We start from the raw sequence: 22,160 nt of genomic DNA on the forward strand, positions 1-22,160 counted from the left end.
GGAAGTTCGCCAATGAATCCGCAATGGAGCTCGGGACAACAGCAGAATTACCAGAACTATGCGCAGTACCCGATGCGCGGTCCCGTGCAGACGCGGCGGAATAATCAGATTGTTCCGCAGGATCGCGACGGCGGGCTCGGGGCGGCCATCAGTACGGCTATTGGGTACCTGGTACTTATATGGACGGTCTTTCTTGTCAACGATTTCATCTTTGGTGGGGCGCTGAACAACTTCGGTGTGCGCCCACGCGAAACCTCGACGCTGTGGGGAATTTTGACCGCACCGCTGCTGCACGCAGATTACGGGCACATTGTGGCGAACTCTCTGCCCGGGGCGTTGTTCGCCGGTTTGATTGCAATGTCGTCGAAGCGGCTATTTTGGCAGGTCACGCTCTTGATTACGGTCGTTGGTGGCGGTCTGACATGGCTGGTCGGCGGTGTAAATACCGTCCACATCGGTGCGTCCGGCCTGATTTACGGCTGGCTGGCGTTTTTGGTCGTACGCGGTTTCGTGAACCGTCGGGTGATGCAGATTATTTTGGGCGTGATTCTGGCATCGATGTATTCGGGTCTTATCTGGGGAGTGCTGCCAACACAGATGGCTGTTAGTTGGCAGATGCACCTCTTCGGTGGGCTTGCGGGCATCTGGGCTGCGGTGATGTTTAAGCGCGGTCGCGCACGTGGCTAAGAGCCCGAGGTAAGCGGCATCAGCTCCTGGCGGAAACGGCCTAGAATAGGAGCTTCGGTGTTTGACCAACGATATGAGGAGTCCAGATAGCGGTGGGAGCAGAAGCAGGAACTCAGGCAGTCAATCAGCTGACGGCGCAGGATAGCGGCTTCCCCGACCGAACAGCGCCGATTGGCATCTTCGACTCCGGTGTCGGTGGGCTGACAGTGGCGCGTGCCATCATGGATCAGCTGCCGCACGAGTCGATTATGTACATCGGCGATACTGCCAACGGCCCTTACGGCCCGCTGCGCATCGCCGAGGTTCGTCAGCACGCTGAAGCGATTGCCGATGAACTGGTTGCACGCGGCTGCAAGATGATAGTCATTGCCTGCAACACTGCTTCGGCCGCATTTTTGCGTGATGCCCGCGAGCGCTACCCAGTCCCAGTAGTCGAGGTCATTCTGCCCGCCGTGCGCCGTGCGGTCTCGACCACCAGGAACGGAAAAGTCGGCGTAATCGGTACCGCCGCCACGATTCGCTCCCGTGCCTACCAAGATCTCTTTGATGCAGTGCCCGGCGTGGATGTCTCCGCGGTCGACTGCCCGCGATTCGTGGACTTTGTCGAGCGAGGAATTACCTCTGGTCGCCAGATTCTGGGACTTGCAGAGGGCTACCTCGCGCCATTGCAGGCCGATGGTGTAGATACGCTCGTGCTGGGCTGCACCCACTATCCGCTGCTGTCTGGTGTGATTCAGCTGGCCATGGGGGAGGACGTCGCCCTAGTGTCCTCGGCGGAGGAGACGTCGAAGGACGTTCTGCGCATCCTCACAAAGACCGACATGCTCGCTGACCCGGAGAGTAATCCGACCCCTGTGCGCACATTTGAATCCACTGGAGATCCGCAAGTTTTTGCATCACTGGCAAAGCGCTTCCTCGGGCCCGGTATTAGCCAGGTCACTATGCATTCCCAAATGTGACCTTTCTTATTAAATCCAGACACTCCATTGGTTTTTTGCTCGGTTTTGATCAATTACATGGCAAGCTTGAAGTATGCGATTGAAGGTTCTGGGATGTACAGGCAGCATGGGTGGCCCATCGGCGCCAGCATCTGGCTACCTCATTGAGCTGGATAACGGTCGAACCTTTGTCATTGATTTGGGTCCCGGTGTCCTCGCCGAATTGCAGAAGATCTCTGATCCTGCAGCTTGTGATTTGTTACTAACTCATGTGCACCCAGACCACACTGCAGACATTCCAGGGCTGCTCGTCTGGCGTCGCTTCCACCCGACAGCCCCGGCGAGTTCCCGGAATCTCCTGGTTGGCCCCGGAGACATTCACGACCGGATAGGCACCATGTGCAAAGCACTGGGAAGTGAAGAAGATGCCAACCTGGAAGACACTTTTGACCAGGTTGTGAGTAGCCCCGGTGAACCACTGTTAGTCGGTGGGGGCGAAGCGGACGGAGGCGCCGTCGTCACGCCGTATAACATGGTCCACCCGGTGCCAGCTGTTGGATACCGCATTGAAGCAGATGGTCTGACCATTGCATACACCGGAGATACTGCGTGGACCGATGAACTGGTGGAGCTGGCGCGGAATGCGGATATCTTCATCTGTGAAGCCACATGGTGCAGTAACGAAGAGGGCACACCGCCGGACATGCACCTGACGGGCTATGAGGCCGGAAAGGCAGCGACGCTGGCGGGGGTCAAGAAGCTGGTGCTGACTCACATTCCGCCATACGCCGACGGTGAGGAAGCACTGGGTGCTGCGAAGAGTACCTTTACCGGTGACGTTGAATTGGCCTACCTGGGCATGGAGCTAGGCGGCTAGTCTCATCGATTATCGGGTTTCCGTACAGCTGTCGCACCGCTTTCGCGCCGGGCGGTAGGGTAGTTGGCATGACTACAGCTAATTCCGATTTTCGCCGTGCCGATGGACGCGCGGTTGATGAAATGCGCAAGGTGACCATCACTCGTGGCTTCACCGACAATCCGGCAGGTTCTGTGCTGGTTACTTTCGGCAATACGCGTGTGATGTGCACCGCTTCCGTTGAGCAGTCGGTGCCGCGATTCAAGCGTGACTCCGGCGAGGGCTGGCTGACTGCTGAGTACTCCATGCTGCCGGCCTCTACCCACGAGCGCATGCCCCGCGAGTCGATGCGCGGCAAGGTCAAGGGTCGTACCCACGAGATTTCCCGTCTAATCGGTCGCTCGCTTCGCGCAGCTATCGACTTGAAGGAACTCGGTGAGAACACCATCAACATCGACTGTGATGTTCTGCAGGCGGATGGTGGTACTCGTACCGCCTCCATTACCGGTGCGTACGTTGCGCTGGCTGATGCCCTGACCTACCTGCATGCAGCGGGCGCAGTGCCGGGCACCCCGCTGAAGGCACCAGTCGCAGCTGTTTCGGTCGGCATTATTGACGGCCGCGTCTGCCTGGACCTGCCTTACGAGGAGGACTCTCGCGCTGAGGTCGACCTCAACGTGGTGATGACCGCAGAGGGCAAGTTCGTCGAAATCCAGGGCACTGGCGAGGAAGGCACCTTCGACCGAGGTCAGCTGAATGACATGCTCGACTCTGCGGAAAAGGGTCTTCGTGAGCTCATCGCCCTGCAGCAGGAAGTTCTGCGTGCGCCGTACCCGGGTGAGCTGCCGTGAAGCTCCTTGTCGCTACCCGAAATTCTAAAAAACTAGTCGAGCTCGACCGCATCCTGCGTGCGGCGGGTATTGATTCGGTGGAGCTTCTTTCGCTTAGCGACGTCCCGGAGTACCCAGAGCGCCCTGAAACCGGTCGCACTTTTGCGGACAACGCCTACATCAAGGCTTTCGATGGTGCGACACACACCGGCTACGCGTGCTTGGCTGACGATTCGGGGCTCAGCGTAGATGAGCTAAACGGTATGCCGGGTGTGCTCTCGGCGCGCTGGTCCGGCACCCACGGAGACGATGTCGCTAACTACGAGCTGCTGCTCGCTCAGATGGGGGACTGCCCAGATGAGCGTCGTACGGCGTCCTTCCGTACCGCTTGCGCGTTGGTCGTCCCCGGTGTCAAGGAGGTGCCGTCCGCGCTAGCCGACGGCGGTTTCCCAGCCGTCCTCGATGAAGCCGGTAACCTGCTGCTGGTTGTAGAGGGCCGCTGGCCTGGCTCCATTCTGCGCGAGCCTGTTGGGGACAATGGGTTCGGCTATGATCCGGTGTTCGCGCCCGCAGTTGGAGAGGGCAACGAAGCTGAGGCCACTTTGTCTGCGGCACAAATGAGCGCCGAAGACAAGGACGCTTTTAGTCACAGGGGGCGTGCACTGCGTGCCTTGACTCCGGCGCTGAAAATCCTGGCTGAGGCAGAGTCTGAGGGATAGCCCTGGGGTGAGCCCACGGGCGAGCCCTCGGGCTGCCGAGAGCCCGCTACTTCAGCTGGAAAGCGGTCTCGACTTCCTCGCGGCGCTTCTTCTCGACGAAGAAGGAGAGGAACGGGACTACGCCACCGAGCGCGGTGATAATCCACTTTGCTGGTTCCCAGCGGGCCTTGGTACCCAGGTTTACGGTGGCAATGAGGAATGCCATGTAGCCGAAGCCGTGAATCTGGGCGGTGTAGAAGAACCACCGCGGCGCGTCGGCGGAGTTGTCGAGGATGAGGTACTTGTAAATCATCTCGGCACACAGCAAGAGCAGCATCACACCCGTGAAATAGGCGGTGACGGAGAAGTACGTCAGTGCCTTCCTTACGCGCTCTTGACGATCTGGATTGATGTTGGTCACTAAAAGTCCTTTTCTCGAATAAGCAGTTATCGCCTAGGCGTTGGTGCCAGAATCCGTCGATTGTGTCTCATCCACACGCTGCACCTTTCGCGAGCCATCTGGGTTGGTCGGCAGGAAGTCGTCTGGAATTTCCGTCATGACATCGTCTTTAGCCTCAAATGCGGCCTCGCTATTGCCGCTCAGGCGTTCGCGTTCGTACTCCATGTACTTGCGGTAGGCCCAAATAAAGAACAGGCCGAAAGCTGGCCACTGCAGTGCGTAGCCCAGGTTTTGGAATGAGCTGGTTGTGTTCCACCTGCTGAGCTGCCAGTAGGCGAGTGCAAGAGTGGCGCCGACTGCAAGAGCCAAGAAGATTAGTTGCACCACGCGGGTACGAGTGGGAATCTTCGCTGGCTTGTCAGTGGTATTGGAATGCTGTGAAGTGGACACATAACCACCATAGCTAGTCCGTGACCTGCCAAGCTAGCGCGCTCGCTGGATAAGGCAGGGGATCCGGCATTACGAATTCTGCTAGGACATTAGGAAATCTGCGGCGAACCCGTTAAAGTGTGTACAGTCCAAATGAGCTGTGAAAGTTCGTTGTGCCTGTAGGTGGCTAATAAGTAGTCCATGCTTACGGGGACTGTACGTAACTGTCACGGATTCGCGACGGGCGCCTGTGGCGGAATTGGCAGACGCGCTGGATTTAGGTTCCAGTGCCTTAGGGCGTGGGAGTTCGAGTCTCCCCAGGCGCACACATAAATACCCCGTGACTATGCAGGTCACGGGGTATCTTCGTTCTCCAGCCCGTCAGATTTTCCGCCCTCATTAGGCCGCGTGCCCAAAATCTGGCCCATTTCCCGCCCGATTTCACCCAGTCCGGTGTCGAACAGATGAGAGCACGCATCGAGGGTGATGGACGGGCGCGCGCGTGCCCCAGCTGCCTATGCACCTGCATGACATTGGCACTAGAGGCAATGAGCAGTGAGGCAGAGGTGTGAGGAGGTCATGACAGCCTAGTCTCTTAGGAAACGTGTCATCGTCATCCGCGCACGTGCTCATGGTGGAGGTCCACCAGGAATGTGAACCCGTCGGTAGAGCAGCGGGTCAGTAAACGGGTCGCTGTGGAGGGTGTACCGCACCAGCTCGGCAGGGTGGCGGCCTGCAACCCGTGGGCGCAGCTGCTCGACAACCTGCGGCGGCATAGAGATGGTGCGCTCTCGCCAGTCTTAGTAGTCTCGCCTATGACCGTGCGGTCCGTCTCCGAGCGCGTGACCGTCTTGGAATAGACCCCGGCGGTGACAGTTTCGCGCCACGCGTCCAGTTCCGCATTGACTGTCTCCACCGCAGAGTTCACCGTGCGGTCTGCTTCGGCCAGCGTCTCGGCGTAGTCGGAGTCTATCTCTGCGCCAAGGGTGGCACGCTGACGTGCCTGCTTACCCTCCACCGCGGTCATGCGCCGCTCACGCTCGACTTTCACCTCGTTGTAGGTACCAGTGCGCTCCGTCACAGCGCCTGGCACGCCGCTTCGGCGCGATCAAAAGTCTCCTTTTTCCTAGGTCACGTACAGGAAACGCCCGGCGCGAGGGCACTGCTGCATGGGGCGGTGCACAGTCGCGTCGGGCGGGGTGTGTGGATAGGTGGCAGGTGGGTTATGTGACGAGCTGCCCAACCCGTTGATATGAAATATCGAGCAGCGTGGCTGTATCGCGGTAGGCCAATCCCCGGTCTACGAGGTGGCGGGAGGCGCGAGCAGTTGCGGCTGCGGCTGCCGCCTTTTCCACGAGGAGGGTACGGTTACGGGCAATAGCTGTGGCGGCCTCCTCCCCGCGGGGAGTGTCCATCTGAATGACTATCTCGGCGGTGTCCGGGTCTGTCTCTATCTCCGGGTACAGCTCTAACGCCCGGCGCAACTGTCTTTTTCCTCGACAAGGTTGCGACCCTGGGTGAATAGTCCTGAAACCTGGGGCACTGCAACAGCCCACCGGTCTCCGGAGCGTTCCACCTTTGCTGTGTATGTAGGCATGTGCCAAGTTTCGTGGGGCAAGCTGCTCGTGTCTAGAGGAGTAGACACGGGCTAGCTCGGCTTGGGGTAGCCGAAAGGTACAGGTCTTTCATTGAGGCAGGAAGTGAACCATTCTATAAGTGACAGTCGCCCAGCTAATAAAATACCGCGGGGCAGCTTGTCGCCAACGGTTTGGTAAGCGTACTCACGGAAGGCTCCAACCATGCGCACACGCACAATATCCCTACTCACAGCGGTGGCAATCAGCGTCGCCAGCCTAGGAACAGCAGCGCCCGCCCAGGCCCAAGTGGACGAGAGTCTTGGGTCTATCGCGATTCCCTATGTCCTATCTGATACCCCACTTGACGAGGGCACCACCGCCGTTCGGGCTGTCAAGGAATATGGCCCCTGCACCCTATGGCTGGACTACATCCACCTACGGAAGTCAGGTAACTGGGGAACCATTGGCTTCAAGCCACACACAAAGTGCAGCGTCCCAGTCACGAGTATCAAACACAGCTCCGACTTGAGGTACAAATACTACACCGCGTGGAGGCTTGCCCTAAGCGGGGTGCGCGATTCTGCCTACAACACGAATCGTCTAGACCAGAACAACATTGCATTTACATGTAACGGGAAAGTAGATACCCGCTTCATCGGTGTCACGTTGGGAACTATCGTCTATCGGGGGAAGACCTACTACGCCCGAAGCTACTCCGAGGTCGCCAATCTCCCATGCAGGGTGTAGAACCATGACTATGAAAGTTGTTGTCTGCGTCGTTTATCCCCGCTATCCGGATAACACGGAACCTCTCGGCGGGTTCGTCGAGTCCGAGGAGACCGCCCGCAAGATAGACGACTGGTGGCGCGCGCAACCTGGCGACATGATTGGCACCTGGGAAGATTTCGAGGTCGAGGTCAATAGCCGCGACCAGATTCTCTACGGGGTATTTAGTGGTACGCCCGCCCACAAAATTGACGAGCCAGACTATTACGACCCCATCTGTCACGGGGTGTACACAGACCGTAAGGTAGCTGAGCGCGAGGCAAAACCTAAGACGATGTGGGCGGCCAACAACTGCCCTCCGAAGTTTGTGCTTCCGTTCCGCCTGGGCTGGAAGTTTGACCGGTATTTCCCCGATGGAAAGCCCTGGCCACCAGACCAGCTGTAGGCCTCCCGCAGAACGCAAGAATATTGCCTATGAAAATTGTTGTCTGCGTCGTTTATCCCCGCTACCCGGATAACACTGAACCTCTCGGCGGCTTTGTCGAATCCGAAGAAACTGCCCTCGCGATTGACAACTGGTGGCGCGCGCAACCCGGCGGAATGATGGGCACCTGGGAAGATTTCGAAGTCGAGGTCGAAAGCCGCGACCAACTCCTTTACGGAGTGTTCACCGGCACCCCCACTCTTGAAATCACCGATAGCAACTTCTGGGACCCCATCTGTTACGGGGTGTACACCGACCGGGAAGAAGCCGAGAAAGCGACTAAGCCAAAATCAATGTGGGAAGCGAACAACAGTCCCCAGAAATACGTCCTCCCCTTTCGCCTGGGCTGGAAATATGACCGGTATTTCCCCGATGGAAAGCCCTGGCCGCCAGACCAGTTGTAGGCCTGCGACAGTCCCGCCTCTTTTGGCGGGAACACAAAACGGGGCAGCCGCACAGCGCGTGTGAGTACCATTCTGGGAAACCTCTGTTCGCTCATTCCACTGCGTAGGGCGATCGAACCTGTCGATACAATGACGCTGCTCGAATCGTAACTTGAATCGTAAGGTGGAAGCAGGGAGGCAACTTGAGCATCTCGATGCATCTGGATGAGTACATGGCGCGTCGTGGCATAGTTCCCGACGACACTGTGGTCAACGATGATCCCTGCGCAATCTTCGACGGCAAAGTCGAGCGCGACGGTAGGTCGCAGCAGGACCTTGAAGAGTCAGAGCGGCGCTTAGAAGAAGCGGAGTCCGCAATCTTGGATGCGCTAGGCGATTAATTGGCGAAAACTGAGCGTTCTAGTCGCACATTGACGCTCATTCTGAGTGTGATGTTCATCACCGATTAGGTGTAAATCGACGCAGTCATCGTGGCTTCATTTTCCGTAGCCGATGCTGCCGCGGGGATGAAGCGCAAGTAGTTTCCCAGCGGGGAAACACTGTTTCCTACCTGCGGAATTCTTTTGCTTTTGGGGTGCTGGACCCGTTGACCTCGTTGCTATTCCGGACTCCCTACTTTAGGGGGCCAAACTATTTTCCCTCTGACATGACCACAGAACCGCATCAGAAAAACATGATGGATTCCTCATGATTTATGGCATAGTGTCCTGGCAAGGATTTGGAAACAAAAGATGTTTTCATTTCGTACCCCACAAGACAAGGACCTCAGCCACGTGAAATACGAAAAACTCGCCACTTTGCAGACCAATGTCGTAAATGCTCCAGATCTGGGTACTTTTGCAGTCACTTTCGCCGGTCAATCGCAACCATGGCTGGACACTCTCTCCAGCGTCATGGCCAGTGGCAACTCAAAGAAACTACGGGAAGTTTTCACTCGCGCTGAGGAACTGCTCGCACCGCTTGACGACGATCTCATCGGCCAGCTTCCCGCAGGTTTCGACCCCTTTGGTTGGGCAATCTCACTCGTGACAGACGACCCATTTACCGGAGATACAACCAACCCTGCAGTCAGCGTGCCGGGCATCGTATTAGCACAGTTGGGCATTGTTGAGTTGCTGGCAAAGCAGGGAATTAATATCGATGACGCGATAGCGGTAACCGGTCATTCGCAAGGTGTTCTTACCGCTGAGATTGTCGCTCATCCAGAGAAGGCAGCAGAACTGCTTGCACTAGCTCGCCTCATCGGTGTGGCGTGTGCGCGCGGAAGCCGAGTAGCCGGATTTGGGCGCGCGCCGATGATGAGTATCTCTGGCCTAACGGTCGAGGAGTTGGAACCTTTCCTCTCCCAGGACTGTGTCATCGGTCTGAAGAATACGCAGACCACCAGCGTAGTTATCGGCAAGCAAGATGAACTAGAACAGCTGGCAGAGCAGCTCACAGCGCAGCAGCAGAAGGGGCGGGCTGTCGAATGTACAGTTTTGCCAGTTAGCGGCGCATTCCATCACCCAGCACTGGCGCCTGCTGCGGCATGGGTAGTGGAGCGAGCTGAGCGCATTGGGCTGGATGCAGAAACAGCTGACTGGCTTGCGCGTGCAATCTTGGTTGACTCCAGCGATTGGAGCGCTGAGGTGCGGGGGCTCATCGACCAAGGGGCAACCACCATTTTGGATCTGGGGCCACACACGGGCGTCGTCAAGCTGACAGAACGTAACGCTGAAGGGTACGGCGTGGCGGTGATTGCTGCGGCAACAGCTGCGGGGAGGAGCATCCTGTCTGAGAGCGACATTGAGTATCCGACATCGTGGCTGGAGTTTGCACCGCGGCTGGTCACTGGGGTTAAGCCCCGTGTCGAGACGAAGTTCACCAAGTTGACCGGGCGCTCGCCAATTCTGCTCGGCGGTATGACCCCGACAACTGTTGACCCTGAAATTGTGGCGGCTGCAGCGAATGCCGGGTTCTGGGCAGAGCTGGCCGGTGGCGGCCAGGTCACGCCGGAAATCTTCGAGGCTAATGTGGCGCGACTCTCCGAACTGCTCGAGGAGGGCCGCAGTGCACAGTTCAACACCATGTTTTTGGATCCGTACCTGTGGGGTTTGCACATTGGAAGCCGGCGTTTGCTCCCGCGTGCGGTGGCAGCCGGTCGACCGATTGATGGTGTCACCATCTCTGCGGGCATCCCCGAGGTGGACGAGGCAGTAGAGCTAGTAAAGCAGCTGCGCGAGGGCGGAATTCCGTATATTTCCTTCAAGCCGGGCACAATCGCACAAATCGAGTCGGTGCTCGAAATCGCGGATACCTTGGCGCAGCATGGCACGCCGTATCCAATCATCATGCAAGTTGAAGGTGGGCGTGCTGGTGGCCATCACTCCTGGGAAGACCTCGATGACCTGCTAATTAACACCTACGCAAAGATCCGCAGGCGAGATGTAGTGCTTGCTGTTGGCGGTGGCATCGGCAAGCCAGAACAGTCCCGTGATTATCTGATGGGCACGTGGTCGACACGTTACGGGTTGGCGCCGATGCCGGTAGATGCTGTCATCATCGGCACAGCTGCGATGGCGGCAAAGGAGTCGACCGCCTCTGAGTCCGTGAAACAAATGCTGGTCGACACCGTCGGCACTGACAACTGGATTCCCGCCGGTAGCGCCATGGATGGCATGGCGTCGGGGCGTAGCCAGTTGGGTGCTGATATCCACGAAATTGAAAACGCCGCAGCACGCGCAGGCAGATTGCTTGACGAAGTCGCAGGTGACCTCACTAAGGTCACCGAACGACGCGCGGAGATCATCGAGGCAATTAACTCCACCGCGAAGCCGTACTTCGGAGATGTCAGCACCATGACGTATGCCGAGGTGCTGAACCGCTATCTCGAATTGTGCGCGCCCGAGGGGACGTTCCTCGATCCAACGTGGTCGACGCGCTTCGTCGCACTCGTCGACCGCGTAGAGGCACGACTAAGTGCAGTCGACGCGGGCACGTTTGCCGCGCTTGCCGACGGCGACAGCTTGCGCACCCAGCCGCGCAGCGAAATCTCGCGACTGTCCGGCCTGCTAGACCTGGATACCCAGCTCCATCCAGCAGATGTCACCTTCTTTATCTCTGAGCTCTGCCGCACCCCGGGCAAGCCTGTGCCGTTCGTTCCGGTTATCGATGCTGAGGTTCGTCGCTGGTGGCGATCGGACTCCCTATGGCAGGCGCATGACTCTCGCTACGATGCGGATCAAGTCTGCATCATCCCTGGGCCGCAGGCTGTTTCGGGCATTACCCGCGCGAATGAGCCAGTAGCGGAGATTCTGGGTCGGTTTGAAAAAGCTACCGCACAGGCATTGATGGATACCGGCTACCTGCCGGAGGTACCTGTTGACGCCCTCAGCCGGATGCTCGCAGCACCTGTGATTTGGTGGGCTGGCCGACAGCAGCCGAATCCGGCGCTGGCACTTGGCGCGGAACATGAGTGGGTATGTGTATCTGATGCAAGTGATGTCTCTCGTTCGCAACGCCTAGAACACCCAGGTACTGGTGCCATTTTGGAGATCATTGGAGCTGATGGGAGCAATGATGAGGGCGGGGAGGACCTCGTATGGGCACAGCTGACGGTTCCGCTACCCGATGCTGCGGGTGAGAATACGAAACTGCGAATTCGCCTGTGTCAGAGTGCAGCGGTGGGCGCAGTGCCCGTCGTTAAGCATGAGGATGCGGCGGCCGCGATGCGGGAGCTGACGCGAATCGCAGCTGGCGGTGAGCTTGCAAACGTCGTCGATGGGGTCGCGGAGTGGGAATCCGTGTGGGATCCGATGGCGATGGCTGACTACGATGCGGTCACTATTGCAGCTGCCGGCGATGAGTCACAGGCGGCGGTGCCGGACGCGTTGGTTGGGCATGCTTGGCCAGCGATTTTTGCGGCAGTCGCGCAGGCGCGTACTGAGACCGGCATTGATGTTGTTGAGGGCATGCTCGCGCTTGTTCACCTTGAGCATCACATTCGTATGATTGGAGCTCTACCGCAGAAAACCACAACGTTGCGGATTAGTGCGCGTGTCGACGAGATCGTTGATACGGACTTAGGGCGACTAGTTGTGGTGCGCGCGGAGGTTCGTGATGGCGATACGCTGCTCGCCACCTTGAGTGAATGCTTTGCCATTCGTGGCCGAAACGGCGGCGAGACAGCACGGACCAACACTGTGCCATTTCCAACGGTCACGGATACGCCACGGAGTTTCCGCGGTGCGTTGACCGTGGAAGCGCCTAAGGCGATGGAGCCATTTAGCTGTGTCACGGGCGATCGCAATCCTATCCACGTCGATTCCCGTGCAGCAGCGCTAGCTGGTCTACCAGGGGTTATTGTCCATGGAATGTGGCTGTCGGCGATGGCTGAGCATGCGGCTGTCGCCACGTCGGATGCCGGCATTGGCAACCGGGGGATTGAGTTCACTGCGACTATGCTGAGTCCGGTTCTGCCTGGACAGGAAGTGAAATTCTCTGTCGAACGCCGTGGTTTTGATGACCGCCCAGGCGCCGGTGAAGTCCGCGAAGTCACGGCCACAGTAGATGGCGAGCTGGTATTGACCGCCACTGCTGTAATCGCCGCACCGAAGACCGCATATGTCTTCCCTGGTCAGGGGATTCAATCACAGGGGATGGGGCTGTCTGCTCGGACTCGCAGCGTAGCGGCCCGCCGCGTGTGGGACCAGGCTGATGCGATGACCCGAGAGAAGCTTGGCTTTTCCGTACTGGCTATTGTCCGGGACAACCCGGTAGAGGTGGTCGTGGATGGTGTGCGCTACTTCCACCCAGAGGGTGTTCTGAATCTGACCCAGTTCACCCAGGTTGCGATGGCGACGTTGGGGCTGGCACAGGTTGCGGAGCTCCGTGAAGCAGGGCTGCTGGATGAAACAGCTCACTTTGCGGGACACTCTGTCGGTGAGTACAACGCGCTGGCGGCTCTCGCTGGGGCGCTTGACGCAGACGCCGTGTTAGAGGTTGTCTACCGCCGCGGTTTGACCATGCATGAACTGGTCGAACGTGATGAGCAGGGGAGGTCCAACTATGGTTTGTGCGCCCTGCGTCCGGACAAGATTGGCGTAGGCGAGGACGAGGTCACCGAGTTTGTTAATCGGTTGTCGCAGGAAATCGGTGAGTTCCTCGAAGTCGTAAATCTCAACCTGGCAGGCAAGCAGTACGCCGTCGCCGGCACCGTCGCGGGGCTTGCAGCACTGGCTGAACAGTGCGAGCGCCGCAGCTCGGACGGCAAGGGATACGTGCGTATCCCAGGTATTGACGTGCCATTCCACTCCAGTGTCCTACGCGACGGTGTGGATTCCTTCCGTAAACACCTGGAGCGGCTGCTGCCAGCGGAAATCGCTCCAGAACTCCTGGTGGGACGCTATATCCCGAATCTCACTGCGACCTCTTTTGAGCTGACTGAGAAGTTCGTCCGCCAGATGGCTGCAGTTGTCGACTCAGACATTCTGGAAAACATCCTTGCCGATTTCGACTCTGCCGCTGAAAACCCGGCGCGCCTGGCCCGCATGTTGCTGGTCGAGTTGCTGGCCTGGCAATTCTGCTCACCGGTGAGGTGGATTGAAACGCAGGATCTGTTGCTTGAGGATCTCGGTGTCAGCCGCATTGTTGAAGTCGGTGTAGGCACAGCGCCCACACTGGCAAACCTGGCCGCTCGTACCTGCCAGTTGCCCCGCCACCGAAGCCGCGACATTCGAGTACTCAATCTCGAACGTGATGCTGATGCAGTGTTTATGCGCGACCAAATTCAGCCGGAAAAGACTGAGCCCGAGTCGGAGGTGACAACGGAGCAGGACTCGGCGCAGGCTCTATCTGGAGAATCAGGAGCAGCGGGAGAAACAGGAGAAGCGGGAGCAGCGGCGCCGACGGTATCCCCCGACCAATCCGCGGCGACCGAACAGTCCACTACGATCACGAGTGCTGCCACTCCGGCTACCGAAGTTGCTGATATTGCCGTCAGCCCGGCACAAGCGCTGGAAGTTCTTATTTGCCAATGGACGAAGGTACGCCCCGACCAGCTCGGTGCCGCTGACTCCATCGAGACTCTGGTCGATGGAGTCTCATCTCGACGCAATCAACTGCTGCTCGATCTCGGAGTGGAATTCGACCTCGGTTCAATCGAGGGGGCAGCAGATGCGGAACTGGCGGATCTAAAGGACAAAATTGATAGCTTGGCCAGTGCGTATTCGGCATTCGGTCCGATTCTCTCCGAAGCCATTGCCGACGGTATTCGCCGGATTACCGGTCCTGCCGGTGCAGGCGCGAATTACCTCGATGATTATGTGCTGGGTGAATGGCAGCTTGGCAAGGGGTGGGCAACCGCAGTCAGTGCTGAGGTGATGCTCGGTACTCGTGAGGGCGCATCCCTGCGCGGCGGCGATCTTGCGCATCTGGCTCCGGCCGCCCCAACCAATACTGCTGAACTCAACCAGCTGATCGATGAAGCGATCCTTGCGGTCGCCACGCAGCGAGGTGTAGCTGTCGCTAAGCCGTCGGCAAGTGACAGTGGTGCTGGGGTGGTCGACTCGGCTGCACTCACTGAGTTTGCAGATAAACTGACAGGTCAGCGAGGCATTCTTGCTACCGCGGCACGCACGATTCTGGAGCAACTCGGCCACGAGATTACCGATGACATTGACTTCGATGCCGAAGACGCCGACAGCAACCTGGTAAATCTTGTCACCGCTGAACTCGGCGCGGACTGGCCGAAGCTGGTCACCCCGACGTTTACGCCCACCAAGGCAGTGCTTCTCGACGACCGCTGGGCCACCTCCCGCGATGACCTTGCGCGCCTATGGGTAGCCGCTGATGGGCATGTGGCTGGCACCGCGCCGGGCAGTATCCATGAAACCGCAGTTGAGCAGGCACAGTGGTGGGCTGCCAAGGCAGACGAGGCAGGGCGGACACAGTTGGCGAGTATCTACCGCCAGTTGGCGGACGAGGTCATCACGAATGTGGACGAACTGCCGATGAGCTCCGACATTGCAGTTGTTACCGGCGCATCGCCAAATTCGATTGGTTCCGCCGTAACTGCACAGCTGCTGTCTCAGGGTGCAACCGTTGTTGTTACCACTTCACGCCTTGGACGCGAACGCCTGAGCTTCTACAAGCAGCTCTATCGCGTGAATGCGCAGGGCGAGGCGAAGCTGTGGGTGGTACCGGCGAACTTGTCCAGCTTCCAGGACTTGGATTCCCTTATCGACTGGATTGGAACCGAACAGACTACAACGATTGGTGCGGAAGTGGTTGTGACCAAGCCCGCGCTGTCACCGACGCTGCTATTCCCGTTCGCGGCGCCTACGGTTTCGGGCTCGCTTGCCGACGCCGGTCCTGCGTCCGAGACCCAAATGCGTCTGCTTCTGTGGTCGGTGGAGCGACTCATCGCAGGGATGTCAGCACTTGGCGTGGACAATAATCTGCAGCATCGTTTGCATGTGGTGTTGCCTGGTTCACCGAACCGTGGTCGCTTCGGCGGCGATGGTGCCTATGGTGAAGCCAAGGCCGCCCTCGACGCAGTGGTGGCGCGCTGGAATGTGGAGGACGCTTGGCGCACCCGCACCACTCTGGCTCATGCACAGATTGGTTGGGTCCGAGGAACCAATCTGATGGGTGGAAACGATCCGCTGGTTGCTGCAGTGGAAGCAAAGGGAGTTCGCACCTTCTCCACCGAAGAAATGGCAGCTGAACTGATTGAGCTCGCGAGCTCGGAGACTCGGAAGAATGCTCAAACCCGCCCGATTCAGGCCGATCTCACCGGTGGATTGGGTGACGTTGACCTCAACATTGCGCAATTGGCGCAGGAGGCTGCACAGGCGGCTGGCCTATCAGCTCAAAACTCCGAGGTCGCTAGCGGGGCGCGCTCGCAGGAGCCGTCGTCAAGCCGTGTCTTAAGCAGCCTGCCAAGCCCGCGTCGACCGATTTCGCAGACAACACCAACCTTTGGTGACATCGCAGCGGCTCCGGAGGACATGGTGGTCATCGTGGGCGCCGGCGAGCTTGGACCGTACGGTTCTTCCCGGACGCGCTTTGAGGCCGAAGTCGATGATATTTCTGCAGCGGGAATTGTGGAATTGGCCTGGTCAATGGGGCTGATTTCCTATGAGGGCGGCTGGCACGATGCCGATGGGCAACCGTTGGCAGAAAGCGACATTGCTTCGCGCTACCGCGATGAAGTGTTGGCGCGAGTTGGTGTGCGTCGTTACGCCGATGATGGCGATTTGGTTGATAATACGATGACTGAGCTGACCACGGTCTACCTGGATCGAGCGTTGAGCTTTGCGGTGCGCGATCGCGCGGCAGCGGAGACTTTTGTCAGTTCCAACCCGGACAACACCACTGCGAGCTTCGATGCCGAGACAGGGCAGTGGCTTGTGACACGAGCCGCTGGCACGCCGGTTCAGGTTCCGCGCCGAATGGCGATGAGCCGCTATGTTGGCGGTCAAATTCCGCAGGGCTTTGACCCGGCACGCTACGGTATTCCGGCGGACATGATGGACAATCTGGACCGCGTGAGCTTGTGGAACATCGTTTGTACTGTTGATGCGTTCCTGTCATCGGGCTTCAGCCCAGCGCAACTGCTGGAAGCGGTCAACCCGGCGCGAGTGTCGTCGACGCAGGGCACAGGTATTGGTGCGATGGAGTCGCTGCGCAGTCTCTACATCGACGGCCTGCTGGGGCAACCGCGAGCCAATGACGTCCTGCAGGAGGCATTGCCAAATGTTATTGCCGCCCACGTTATGCAGTCTTATGTCGGTGGCTACGGGCAGATGATTCACCCTGTCGCAGCCTGTGCGACGGCAGCGGTGTCGGTGGAGGAGGGCGTCGACAAGATAGCCCTGGGTAAGGCAGATTTCGTTGTCGCGGGTGGCTTCGATGACCTATCCGCAGAGGGGATCACAGGTTTCGGCGACATGGCCGCCACAGCTGACTCCGCCACCATGGAAGATAAGGGTATCGACCATGCGTACTTCTCCAGGCCTAACGATCGTCGACGCGGAGGCTTCGTGGAATCGCAAGGTGGCGGAACGGTGCTGTTGGCTCGCGGAGACATCGCTCGTGACATGGGACTCCCCGTGCTCGGTGTCGTCGCATACGCCCAGTCCTTCGCCGACGGCGCGCACACATCCATCCCGGCGCCGGGTTTGGGTGCACTAGCGGCAGCTCAGGGCGGCGAGAAGTCTCGGTTGGCTCGCGCACTTGCAGCACTCGATGTCACTGGGGATCAGGTCGCGGTGTTGTCCAAGCACGATACCTCGACCAATGCCAATGACCCCAATGAGTCTGAACTGCATGAACGCATTGCAGATGAACTCGGTCGCGAGCGCTCGAACCCGCTGCTGGTGGTCTCTCAGAAATCCCTGACCGGACACGCCAAGGGTGGGGCTGCAGCGTTCCAGATCATTGGTCTGACTCAAGTATTGCGTAGCGGCATTGTGCCAGGTAATCGATCGCTGGACTGCGTCGATCCCGCATTGGCTGAGCATTCTCGTTTGGTATGGCCAACGAAGGCAGTCAATTTCGGCAATACGTTGCCGCTGAAGGCTGGCTTTGTTACCTCGCTCGGGTTCGGACATGTCTCGGCACTGGTGGCAGTCGTCCATCCGGAAGCTTTCTATCAAGCGATAGTGCAGCACGATGGCGCTGAGGCTGCGGAACGCTGGCGTAGCGCGGCGCACAACCGCGAAGCGGCTGGTCTGCGTCGCATTGATGAGGCTATTTACGGTGGGGAAACTCTCTACGAGCGTCCACGCGAGCGAAACCTGGCGGACGGTGGTCGGTTCGGTTCACCCGCTGCATTGGAAAAGGCCGTTCTGCTTTCCGATGGCGCCCGTCTGATCGATGGTGTCCTCCAGCCATGATTGGCGTAGACCTCGTCTATATTCCGAGCTTCGAAGAGCAGCTGAATATGCCAGGAAGTCAGTTCGCGCAGGCGGTTTTCACACCGGCTGAGCTACTGATAGCAAAGCGCCGCGGAGCAGTCGGCGGCGCGCTGGCGCGTCACTTAGCGGGCCGCTGGGCTGCGAAGGAAGCCTTCATCAAGGCCTGGTCGCAGACTATCTTCGGCAGCCAGCCGCCGATTGCGCGAGATCGGCTGGACTGGCGGGAAATAGAGGTGCAGCCGGATGCCTACGGTCGCGTGAGCATCAGTCTCCACGGAGCTGTAAGCCGCCATTTCCACGATCAGGAGTGGCAGCTGGGGCCGTCGTTAAGCATCTCGCACGACGGCGACTACGCAATCGCCGTCGTACGCTTGGACTAGTCCGGCGCGGTGCTAATCGACGGACTTTTGACGGCGACCGACCAGGATGCCAGCACCGAAGATTAGCGCGCCCAGGATTGCGCCGGTTCCGGCGACTGCGGCGGTTTGGAGCGGGGAATTGGTCGCGGCCTGCTGAGTCTGCACAGCTTCGTCGAGCCCATTACCGGAAGCGTTGGACCTTGCGGAAGCCTTGCCAGATGCCTTGGATGCGCCGCTGGCCTTGGACTCTCCGGTCTTGGAGGCACCGGCCTTCACAGCTTCTTCGCGTTCCTTGGCGGAGCCACCGACGCTGAGATCCGTGGCCGTGTCCTGGCTGCGGTCGGAAGAACCATGTGCAGCAAAGGTGTAGAGTGCGCAGTCATTTTCGACGCAGTTGGCGGCCGAGGTGACGGCCTCGACATTGAGCGTGGTAGAGAAGCTTCCGTCGGAGGACATCTGGGAGGTGCGGACAAACTCAGCGGCGGAGAAAGCATCAGCGTTGGTGGTGGAGAACTTGTTCTTCTCAGCCACTGCGACGTAGATGCCGTTGCCGCTGGTTTTGAATCCGGTGCCGGAGACGGTAATTGCGGTGCTGCCCGATGGGTTCAGTTCCGTGGTGGACAGGCTTACCGCCGGGGTTCCGGTCGAGGAGCTGCTGTCGTTGGAGCTGCTGGAGCCGCTGGAACCGGTGGTGCTACTCGACCCACTAGACCCTGTGCTGCCACTGGCGCTGGAGCTTGCGCTGCCGGCGGACTGTGAGGAGCCACCGCCGGACGGCAGGGTAGCGTCCTGCTTAGCAGCTCCGCCGGCAAACGATACTGCTGTCGCTGTGTCCTGGCTGCGGTCGGAAGAACCGTGAGCAGCAATGGTGTAGACCGAGCAAGCGTTCTGCATGCAGTCTGCCGTGCCGAACTTCGCGCTGACCGGAAGATCCACGCTGAAGCTGCCGTCGGACTTCAGGTTGCCGCGAGAGGTAGACACAAACTTGGTATCCGGGCCGAAGGAATCGGCGTTGGTCACATCCATCTGGTCATTTTGCGCGATACCGACGTAGATGCCCGGTCCAGAGGTCTTGAATCCCTTGCCTTCAACTCGAATGGTGTCGCCGCTCGGGTTCAAGTCTGAGGTCTTGGACAGGCTCACCAATGCGCTACCTCGTGACTGCGACGGTGACTGTGAGCCCGAACCAGTGCTCTGGCCACCACTCGGTGCCGCGCCGGTGGAACCCTGCGATTGAGCAGCCTGGGAAGTAGCACCCGCCTTGAAAGTGATGGGGACCCACTGGTCATTGCTGCGGTCAGAAAGATTAGGGAACGCAGTAAAGGAGGCTACGTAGCACTGGGTGGAGGTGCAGTCGACATCGCCAAAGCTGGTCGCGACTTTCATCTCCTGCGTAAAACTTCCGTCAGCGCCGACCGTGACCTTGGCCGCTTCGCCATAGGTCGAGGGGTAGCCCGACTTTGGCTTCTCGATTGTCTGGGCCAGGTAAATATTTGCGTTAGCGGGGTAGCCGACTCCCTTGATGGTCACGGTGGCGCCGTCGGAAAGATCAGTGGCAGGGGTCACGGAGAGCTGGCGCTCAGACTGATCGATGCTACCGCCGAGAAGGTCACCGATGCCGGGGAGCGAACCGCCGAGCTGTCCAATCGATGGCAGCGACTGTGCCGATGCGGGGACTGCGGGTAGAAATCCCGTACTCACTACGATTGCCGAAGCTAGAACAATAGAGCGGGGAAGCAGGCTCCGTCGGAAAGCGCCCTGCGTCGTGGACATGTAAACCTCTGATTCTGTTTGGGAGTTCCGGCGCAGGCACGGCGAAAAACAAGCAACCCCACCGCGCTGACCAGAGTAAAGCGTAAACTAAGGCAAGCCTACCCTCCGCGTATTGGTAAGGGCAATAAATGCCCCTGCCGAGGTGAGGAGGGGAGCTTTCTAGTCTGCTGCTTCTGCGACGCTCATGAGATAAGAGATAGTCATGCGTTTGATTTCCTGCACCGTCAGCTCGTAATGAGCTTCCCGTTCAGCATCACTTCCCGGATGGTCAACCGCATAATTCAGCAGGGCGTACGTCGCGTTAATCATGAGGTCGGAGATGAAATTCAGTTCCGCACCGCTTGACGACGGCACCAGCGGGCGCAGCACCTTTGAAATCTCGGTGACCAGGCGTGCCTTCGTATCTTCTGCGGTCGCGCGTGTAGCGGGCGTCGATTGAACGGCCAGCCATACGGCTCTTCTAGAAACGTCCTCGCGCCACAGTTTTGCCAGGTGGTCGATGAACTCCGAGAGAAACTCCGGCCATTTCAGGGTGGGGACTGTTTCACCGAAGCGTGAGACTTCCTCAATGACGGCCTCGGTGTCCTGACGGTCGAGCTCGCAGATCATCACATACTTGTTTGCGAAAAATTGGTAGAGCGTGCCAATGGGGATATCGGCAAGGCGAGCGACTTCGTCGAAAGTAAAAGACTCAAACCCGTGCTCGATGAGCACGGAGCGTGCCGAGCTGAGCATGCGTGCGTACCGCTCTCGGCTGCGTTGCTGAGCCGGAGTGCGACGGGGACGAAGAATATTCGGTGCGTCCTGGGATTGAGTCACTACTACGAAACCGTCTAATCGGGATGATGTGAGATGAGAGTTTGGGACCGGGACCAGAGCAGGTCTTGCGACAAGTTAGCTGTCGGAAGACTGAGACTCCACGCCCAAATCGCGCAGCACGCGCTGGACGTGCCCCTTGGCGCGAACGTTGTACCAGGCCTTTTCAACTTCTCCTTCGGCATTAACCAGGAAAGTCGAGCGGATGACGCCCTGAACAACCTTGCCGTAGTTCTTCTTCTCGCCGAAAGCGCCGAACGCGGTCATAGTTTCTTTGTCCGGATCGGACAGGAGGGTGAAGTTCAAGCCGTGGTCCTCACGGAACTTTGCGAGTTTTGCCGGCTTGTCCGGAGAAATACCTACGACAGGAATGCCGGCATCGTTCAGGGCTGCGGATTCATCGCGGAAGTCGCATGCCTCAGTGGTGCAGCCTGGGGTGTTGGCCCGCGGGTAGAAGTAAATCAGCACGGGCTTGCCCGCGTAGTCCGACAGCGAGACATGCTCCTCGGCGTCGTTGAGAAGAGTAAACGCTGGGGCAGGATCGCCAGCTTCCAGTCGGATGTTGTTCTGGCCGTATTCTTTGTCGCTGGAGGAAGAAGTAGTCATGGCTTAATCGTATCGACTCTGGAGCGGTGCGTGGCGACTCTGAAGCAATGCGTTGAGTTTTTCCCCGTGCTCGCCCACGTTGCTGTAGTGGAAGTGTTAGTCTTTTAGGCGAACAATCACTTTAGATATTCAACTTTTTAGGGAGTTTACGTGGCTCGCAGCATTGAAGATATCCAGCGCGATATTGAGCGTAACCGTAACCAGCTCGCCCGTACTCTGGATGAGCTAACCGTGCGAACGAATCCGAAGAACGTTGCGGATGACGCAAAGACCCGTGTTTTCGATGCTCTGAATGAGCCTAAGGTGCAGGCAGCACTGGGTGTCGTTGCCGCACTCGTTGTTGGCGGCATCGCAATGGGCATTCGTCGTAACCGCAATCGCAGCAAGGAAATCGACCGCATTCGCGAGATGATTGAGACTGCTGCTAAGTAGTTTTCAGTAATTAGCGCACGTGCTTCGGGTGGTTACCTGGGGTCGTGCGCTTTTGCGTATCTAATCCCTTTTTGAGTCAGGCGTGGGGCACAAGTTGGCGACTGCGCTTGTTATGCAACAAAAAGACCGGGAAGGTATTTCTACCTTCCCGGTCTGTATCGTGCGCCATCAGGGACTCGAACCCCGAACCCGCTGATTAAGAGTCAGCTGCTCTGCCAGTTGAGCTAATGGCGCTTACTGTTTCCT

Annotated in this window: 18 protein-coding genes and 2 tRNA genes; 12 read left to right on the plus strand and 8 right to left on the minus strand. The window is 58.6% G+C overall.

Annotated features, from left to right (window positions below):
* Positions 1-12 precede the first annotated feature (12 nt).
* From HMPREF3135_RS10305 to HMPREF3135_RS10325, 5 genes are all read left to right on the plus strand, one after another.
* Entirely contained in the window at positions 13-687 is a 675-nt protein-coding gene (locus HMPREF3135_RS10305; protein ID WP_038628009.1) for a rhomboid family intramembrane serine protease, read from the plus strand.
* 128 nt (positions 688-815) lie between these two features.
* Positions 816-1,646 (plus strand): glutamate racemase, encoded by an 831-nt coding sequence (gene murI, locus HMPREF3135_RS10310; RefSeq protein ID WP_049182076.1) that lies wholly within the window; start codon positions 816-818, stop codon positions 1,644-1,646.
* A gap of 73 nt (positions 1,647-1,719) precedes the next feature.
* Complete coding sequence (locus tag HMPREF3135_RS10315) at positions 1,720-2,502, plus strand: MBL fold metallo-hydrolase (protein ID WP_038628014.1); 783 nt, start codon at positions 1,720-1,722, stop codon at positions 2,500-2,502.
* 68 nt (positions 2,503-2,570) lie between these two features.
* Positions 2,571-3,332, plus strand: a complete 762-nt coding sequence (rph, locus tag HMPREF3135_RS10320) for a ribonuclease PH (RefSeq protein ID WP_038628017.1) — start codon at positions 2,571-2,573, stop codon at positions 3,330-3,332.
* Positions 3,329-4,030, plus strand: a complete 702-nt coding sequence (locus HMPREF3135_RS10325) for a non-canonical purine NTP pyrophosphatase (protein ID WP_038628019.1) — start codon at positions 3,329-3,331, stop codon at positions 4,028-4,030. The genes rph and HMPREF3135_RS10325 overlap by 4 nt, the downstream gene beginning before the upstream one ends.
* 46 nt (positions 4,031-4,076) lie before the next feature.
* Here HMPREF3135_RS10325 and HMPREF3135_RS10330 read toward each other — a convergent pair whose 3' ends face one another.
* Together HMPREF3135_RS10330 and HMPREF3135_RS10335 are read right to left on the minus strand one after the other, a co-directional pair.
* The gene (locus HMPREF3135_RS10330) at positions 4,077-4,430 is read right to left on the minus strand and encodes a DUF3817 domain-containing protein (RefSeq protein ID WP_005511118.1); all 354 of its coding nucleotides are present in this window, start codon (positions 4,428-4,430) and stop codon (positions 4,077-4,079) included.
* Positions 4,431-4,463: 33 nt separating this feature from the next.
* Positions 4,464-4,859, minus strand: a complete 396-nt coding sequence (locus tag HMPREF3135_RS10335) for a hypothetical protein (protein WP_038628021.1) — start codon at positions 4,857-4,859, stop codon at positions 4,464-4,466.
* A 223-nt stretch (positions 4,860-5,082) separates the two neighbouring features.
* Here HMPREF3135_RS10335 and HMPREF3135_RS10340 point away from each other — a divergent pair.
* Positions 5,083-5,164 (plus strand) — tRNA-Leu (locus tag HMPREF3135_RS10340).
* Between the two features lie 287 nt (positions 5,165-5,451).
* Here the strand turns inward: HMPREF3135_RS10340 and HMPREF3135_RS10345 are convergent.
* Together HMPREF3135_RS10345 and HMPREF3135_RS10350 are read right to left on the minus strand one after the other, a co-directional pair.
* On the minus strand, positions 5,452-5,919 hold the full coding sequence (locus HMPREF3135_RS10345) for a hypothetical protein (RefSeq protein ID WP_141737474.1): 468 nt from the start codon (positions 5,917-5,919) through the stop codon (positions 5,452-5,454).
* A 142-nt stretch (positions 5,920-6,061) separates the two neighbouring features.
* Entirely contained in the window at positions 6,062-6,253 is a 192-nt protein-coding gene (locus HMPREF3135_RS10350; RefSeq protein WP_141737473.1) for a hypothetical protein, read from the minus strand.
* Positions 6,254-7,166: 913 nt separating this feature from the next.
* On the opposite strand from HMPREF3135_RS10350, the gene HMPREF3135_RS10360 reads away from it, so the two are divergent.
* The 5 genes from HMPREF3135_RS10360 (at position 7,167) to HMPREF3135_RS10380 (ending at position 18,308) form a co-directional block, all read left to right on the plus strand.
* On the plus strand, positions 7,167-7,586 hold the full coding sequence (locus HMPREF3135_RS10360) for a hypothetical protein (protein WP_038628031.1): 420 nt from the start codon (positions 7,167-7,169) through the stop codon (positions 7,584-7,586).
* A gap of 29 nt (positions 7,587-7,615) precedes the next feature.
* Positions 7,616-8,029, plus strand: a complete 414-nt coding sequence (locus HMPREF3135_RS10365; protein ID WP_038628034.1) for a hypothetical protein — start codon at positions 7,616-7,618, stop codon at positions 8,027-8,029.
* Positions 8,030-8,211: 182 nt separating this feature from the next.
* A complete protein-coding gene (locus tag HMPREF3135_RS10370) occupies positions 8,212-8,409 on the plus strand; it encodes a hypothetical protein (protein ID WP_038628037.1) in 198 nt (65 codons plus the stop codon).
* A 351-nt stretch (positions 8,410-8,760) separates the two neighbouring features.
* Positions 8,761-17,907 (plus strand): type I polyketide synthase, encoded by a 9,147-nt coding sequence (locus HMPREF3135_RS10375; protein ID WP_246818343.1) that lies wholly within the window; start codon positions 8,761-8,763, stop codon positions 17,905-17,907.
* On the plus strand, positions 17,904-18,308 hold the full coding sequence (locus HMPREF3135_RS10380; RefSeq protein WP_038628039.1) for a holo-ACP synthase AcpS: 405 nt from the start codon (positions 17,904-17,906) through the stop codon (positions 18,306-18,308). Before HMPREF3135_RS10375 ends, HMPREF3135_RS10380 begins: the two co-directional genes overlap by 4 nt.
* 12 nt (positions 18,309-18,320) lie before the next feature.
* Here the strand turns inward: HMPREF3135_RS10380 and HMPREF3135_RS10385 are convergent, their stop codons facing one another.
* From HMPREF3135_RS10385 to bcp, 3 genes are all read right to left on the minus strand, one after another.
* Complete coding sequence (locus HMPREF3135_RS10385; protein ID WP_083280653.1) at positions 18,321-20,060, minus strand: neocarzinostatin apoprotein domain-containing protein; 1,740 nt, start codon at positions 20,058-20,060, stop codon at positions 18,321-18,323.
* A 159-nt stretch (positions 20,061-20,219) separates the two neighbouring features.
* Positions 20,220-20,795, minus strand: a complete 576-nt coding sequence (locus HMPREF3135_RS10390; protein ID WP_246818344.1) for a TetR/AcrR family transcriptional regulator — start codon at positions 20,793-20,795, stop codon at positions 20,220-20,222.
* Positions 20,796-20,954: 159 nt separating this feature from the next.
* The gene (gene bcp / locus HMPREF3135_RS10395; protein WP_070439578.1) at positions 20,955-21,482 is read right to left on the minus strand and encodes a thioredoxin-dependent thiol peroxidase; all 528 of its coding nucleotides are present in this window, start codon (positions 21,480-21,482) and stop codon (positions 20,955-20,957) included.
* Between the two features lie 150 nt (positions 21,483-21,632).
* On the opposite strand from bcp, the gene HMPREF3135_RS10400 reads away from it, so the two are divergent.
* Positions 21,633-21,914, plus strand: a complete 282-nt coding sequence (locus tag HMPREF3135_RS10400) for a DUF3618 domain-containing protein (RefSeq protein WP_038628049.1) — start codon at positions 21,633-21,635, stop codon at positions 21,912-21,914.
* 161 nt (positions 21,915-22,075) lie between these two features.
* On the opposite strand, the gene HMPREF3135_RS10405 is transcribed toward HMPREF3135_RS10400, so the two are convergent.
* Positions 22,076-22,148, minus strand: a tRNA-Lys gene (locus HMPREF3135_RS10405).
* Between the last annotated feature and the right edge of the window lie 12 nt (positions 22,149-22,160).

Source organism: Corynebacterium sp. HMSC14H10 (assembly GCF_001807105.1).
Classification (GTDB): domain Bacteria; phylum Actinomycetota; class Actinomycetes; order Mycobacteriales; family Mycobacteriaceae; genus Corynebacterium; species Corynebacterium jeikeium_D.

Coding starts and splice junctions, on each gene's coding strand:
- HMPREF3135_RS10305 (WP_038628009.1), top strand. CDS start 13: ATGAATCCGCAATGGAGCTCGGGACAACAGCAGAATTACCAGAACTAT.
- HMPREF3135_RS10315 (WP_038628014.1), top strand. CDS start 1,720: ATGCGATTGAAGGTTCTGGGATGTACAGGCAGCATGGGTGGCCCATCG.
- rph (WP_038628017.1), top strand. CDS start 2,571: ATGACTACAGCTAATTCCGATTTTCGCCGTGCCGATGGACGCGCGGTT.
- HMPREF3135_RS10350 (WP_141737473.1), bottom strand. CDS start 6,253: ATGGACACTCCCCGCGGGGAGGAGGCCGCCACAGCTATTGCCCGTAAC.
- HMPREF3135_RS10360 (WP_038628031.1), top strand. CDS start 7,167: ATGACTATGAAAGTTGTTGTCTGCGTCGTTTATCCCCGCTATCCGGAT.
- HMPREF3135_RS10365 (WP_038628034.1), top strand. CDS start 7,616: ATGAAAATTGTTGTCTGCGTCGTTTATCCCCGCTACCCGGATAACACT.
- HMPREF3135_RS10375 (WP_246818343.1), top strand. CDS start 8,761: ATGTTTTCATTTCGTACCCCACAAGACAAGGACCTCAGCCACGTGAAA.
- HMPREF3135_RS10380 (WP_038628039.1), top strand. CDS start 17,904: ATGATTGGCGTAGACCTCGTCTATATTCCGAGCTTCGAAGAGCAGCTG.
- HMPREF3135_RS10385 (WP_083280653.1), bottom strand. CDS start 20,060: ATGTCCACGACGCAGGGCGCTTTCCGACGGAGCCTGCTTCCCCGCTCT.
- HMPREF3135_RS10390 (WP_246818344.1), bottom strand. CDS start 20,795: ATGCTCAGCTCGGCACGCTCCGTGCTCATCGAGCACGGGTTTGAGTCT.
- bcp (WP_070439578.1), bottom strand. CDS start 21,482: ATGACTACTTCTTCCTCCAGCGACAAAGAATACGGCCAGAACAACATC.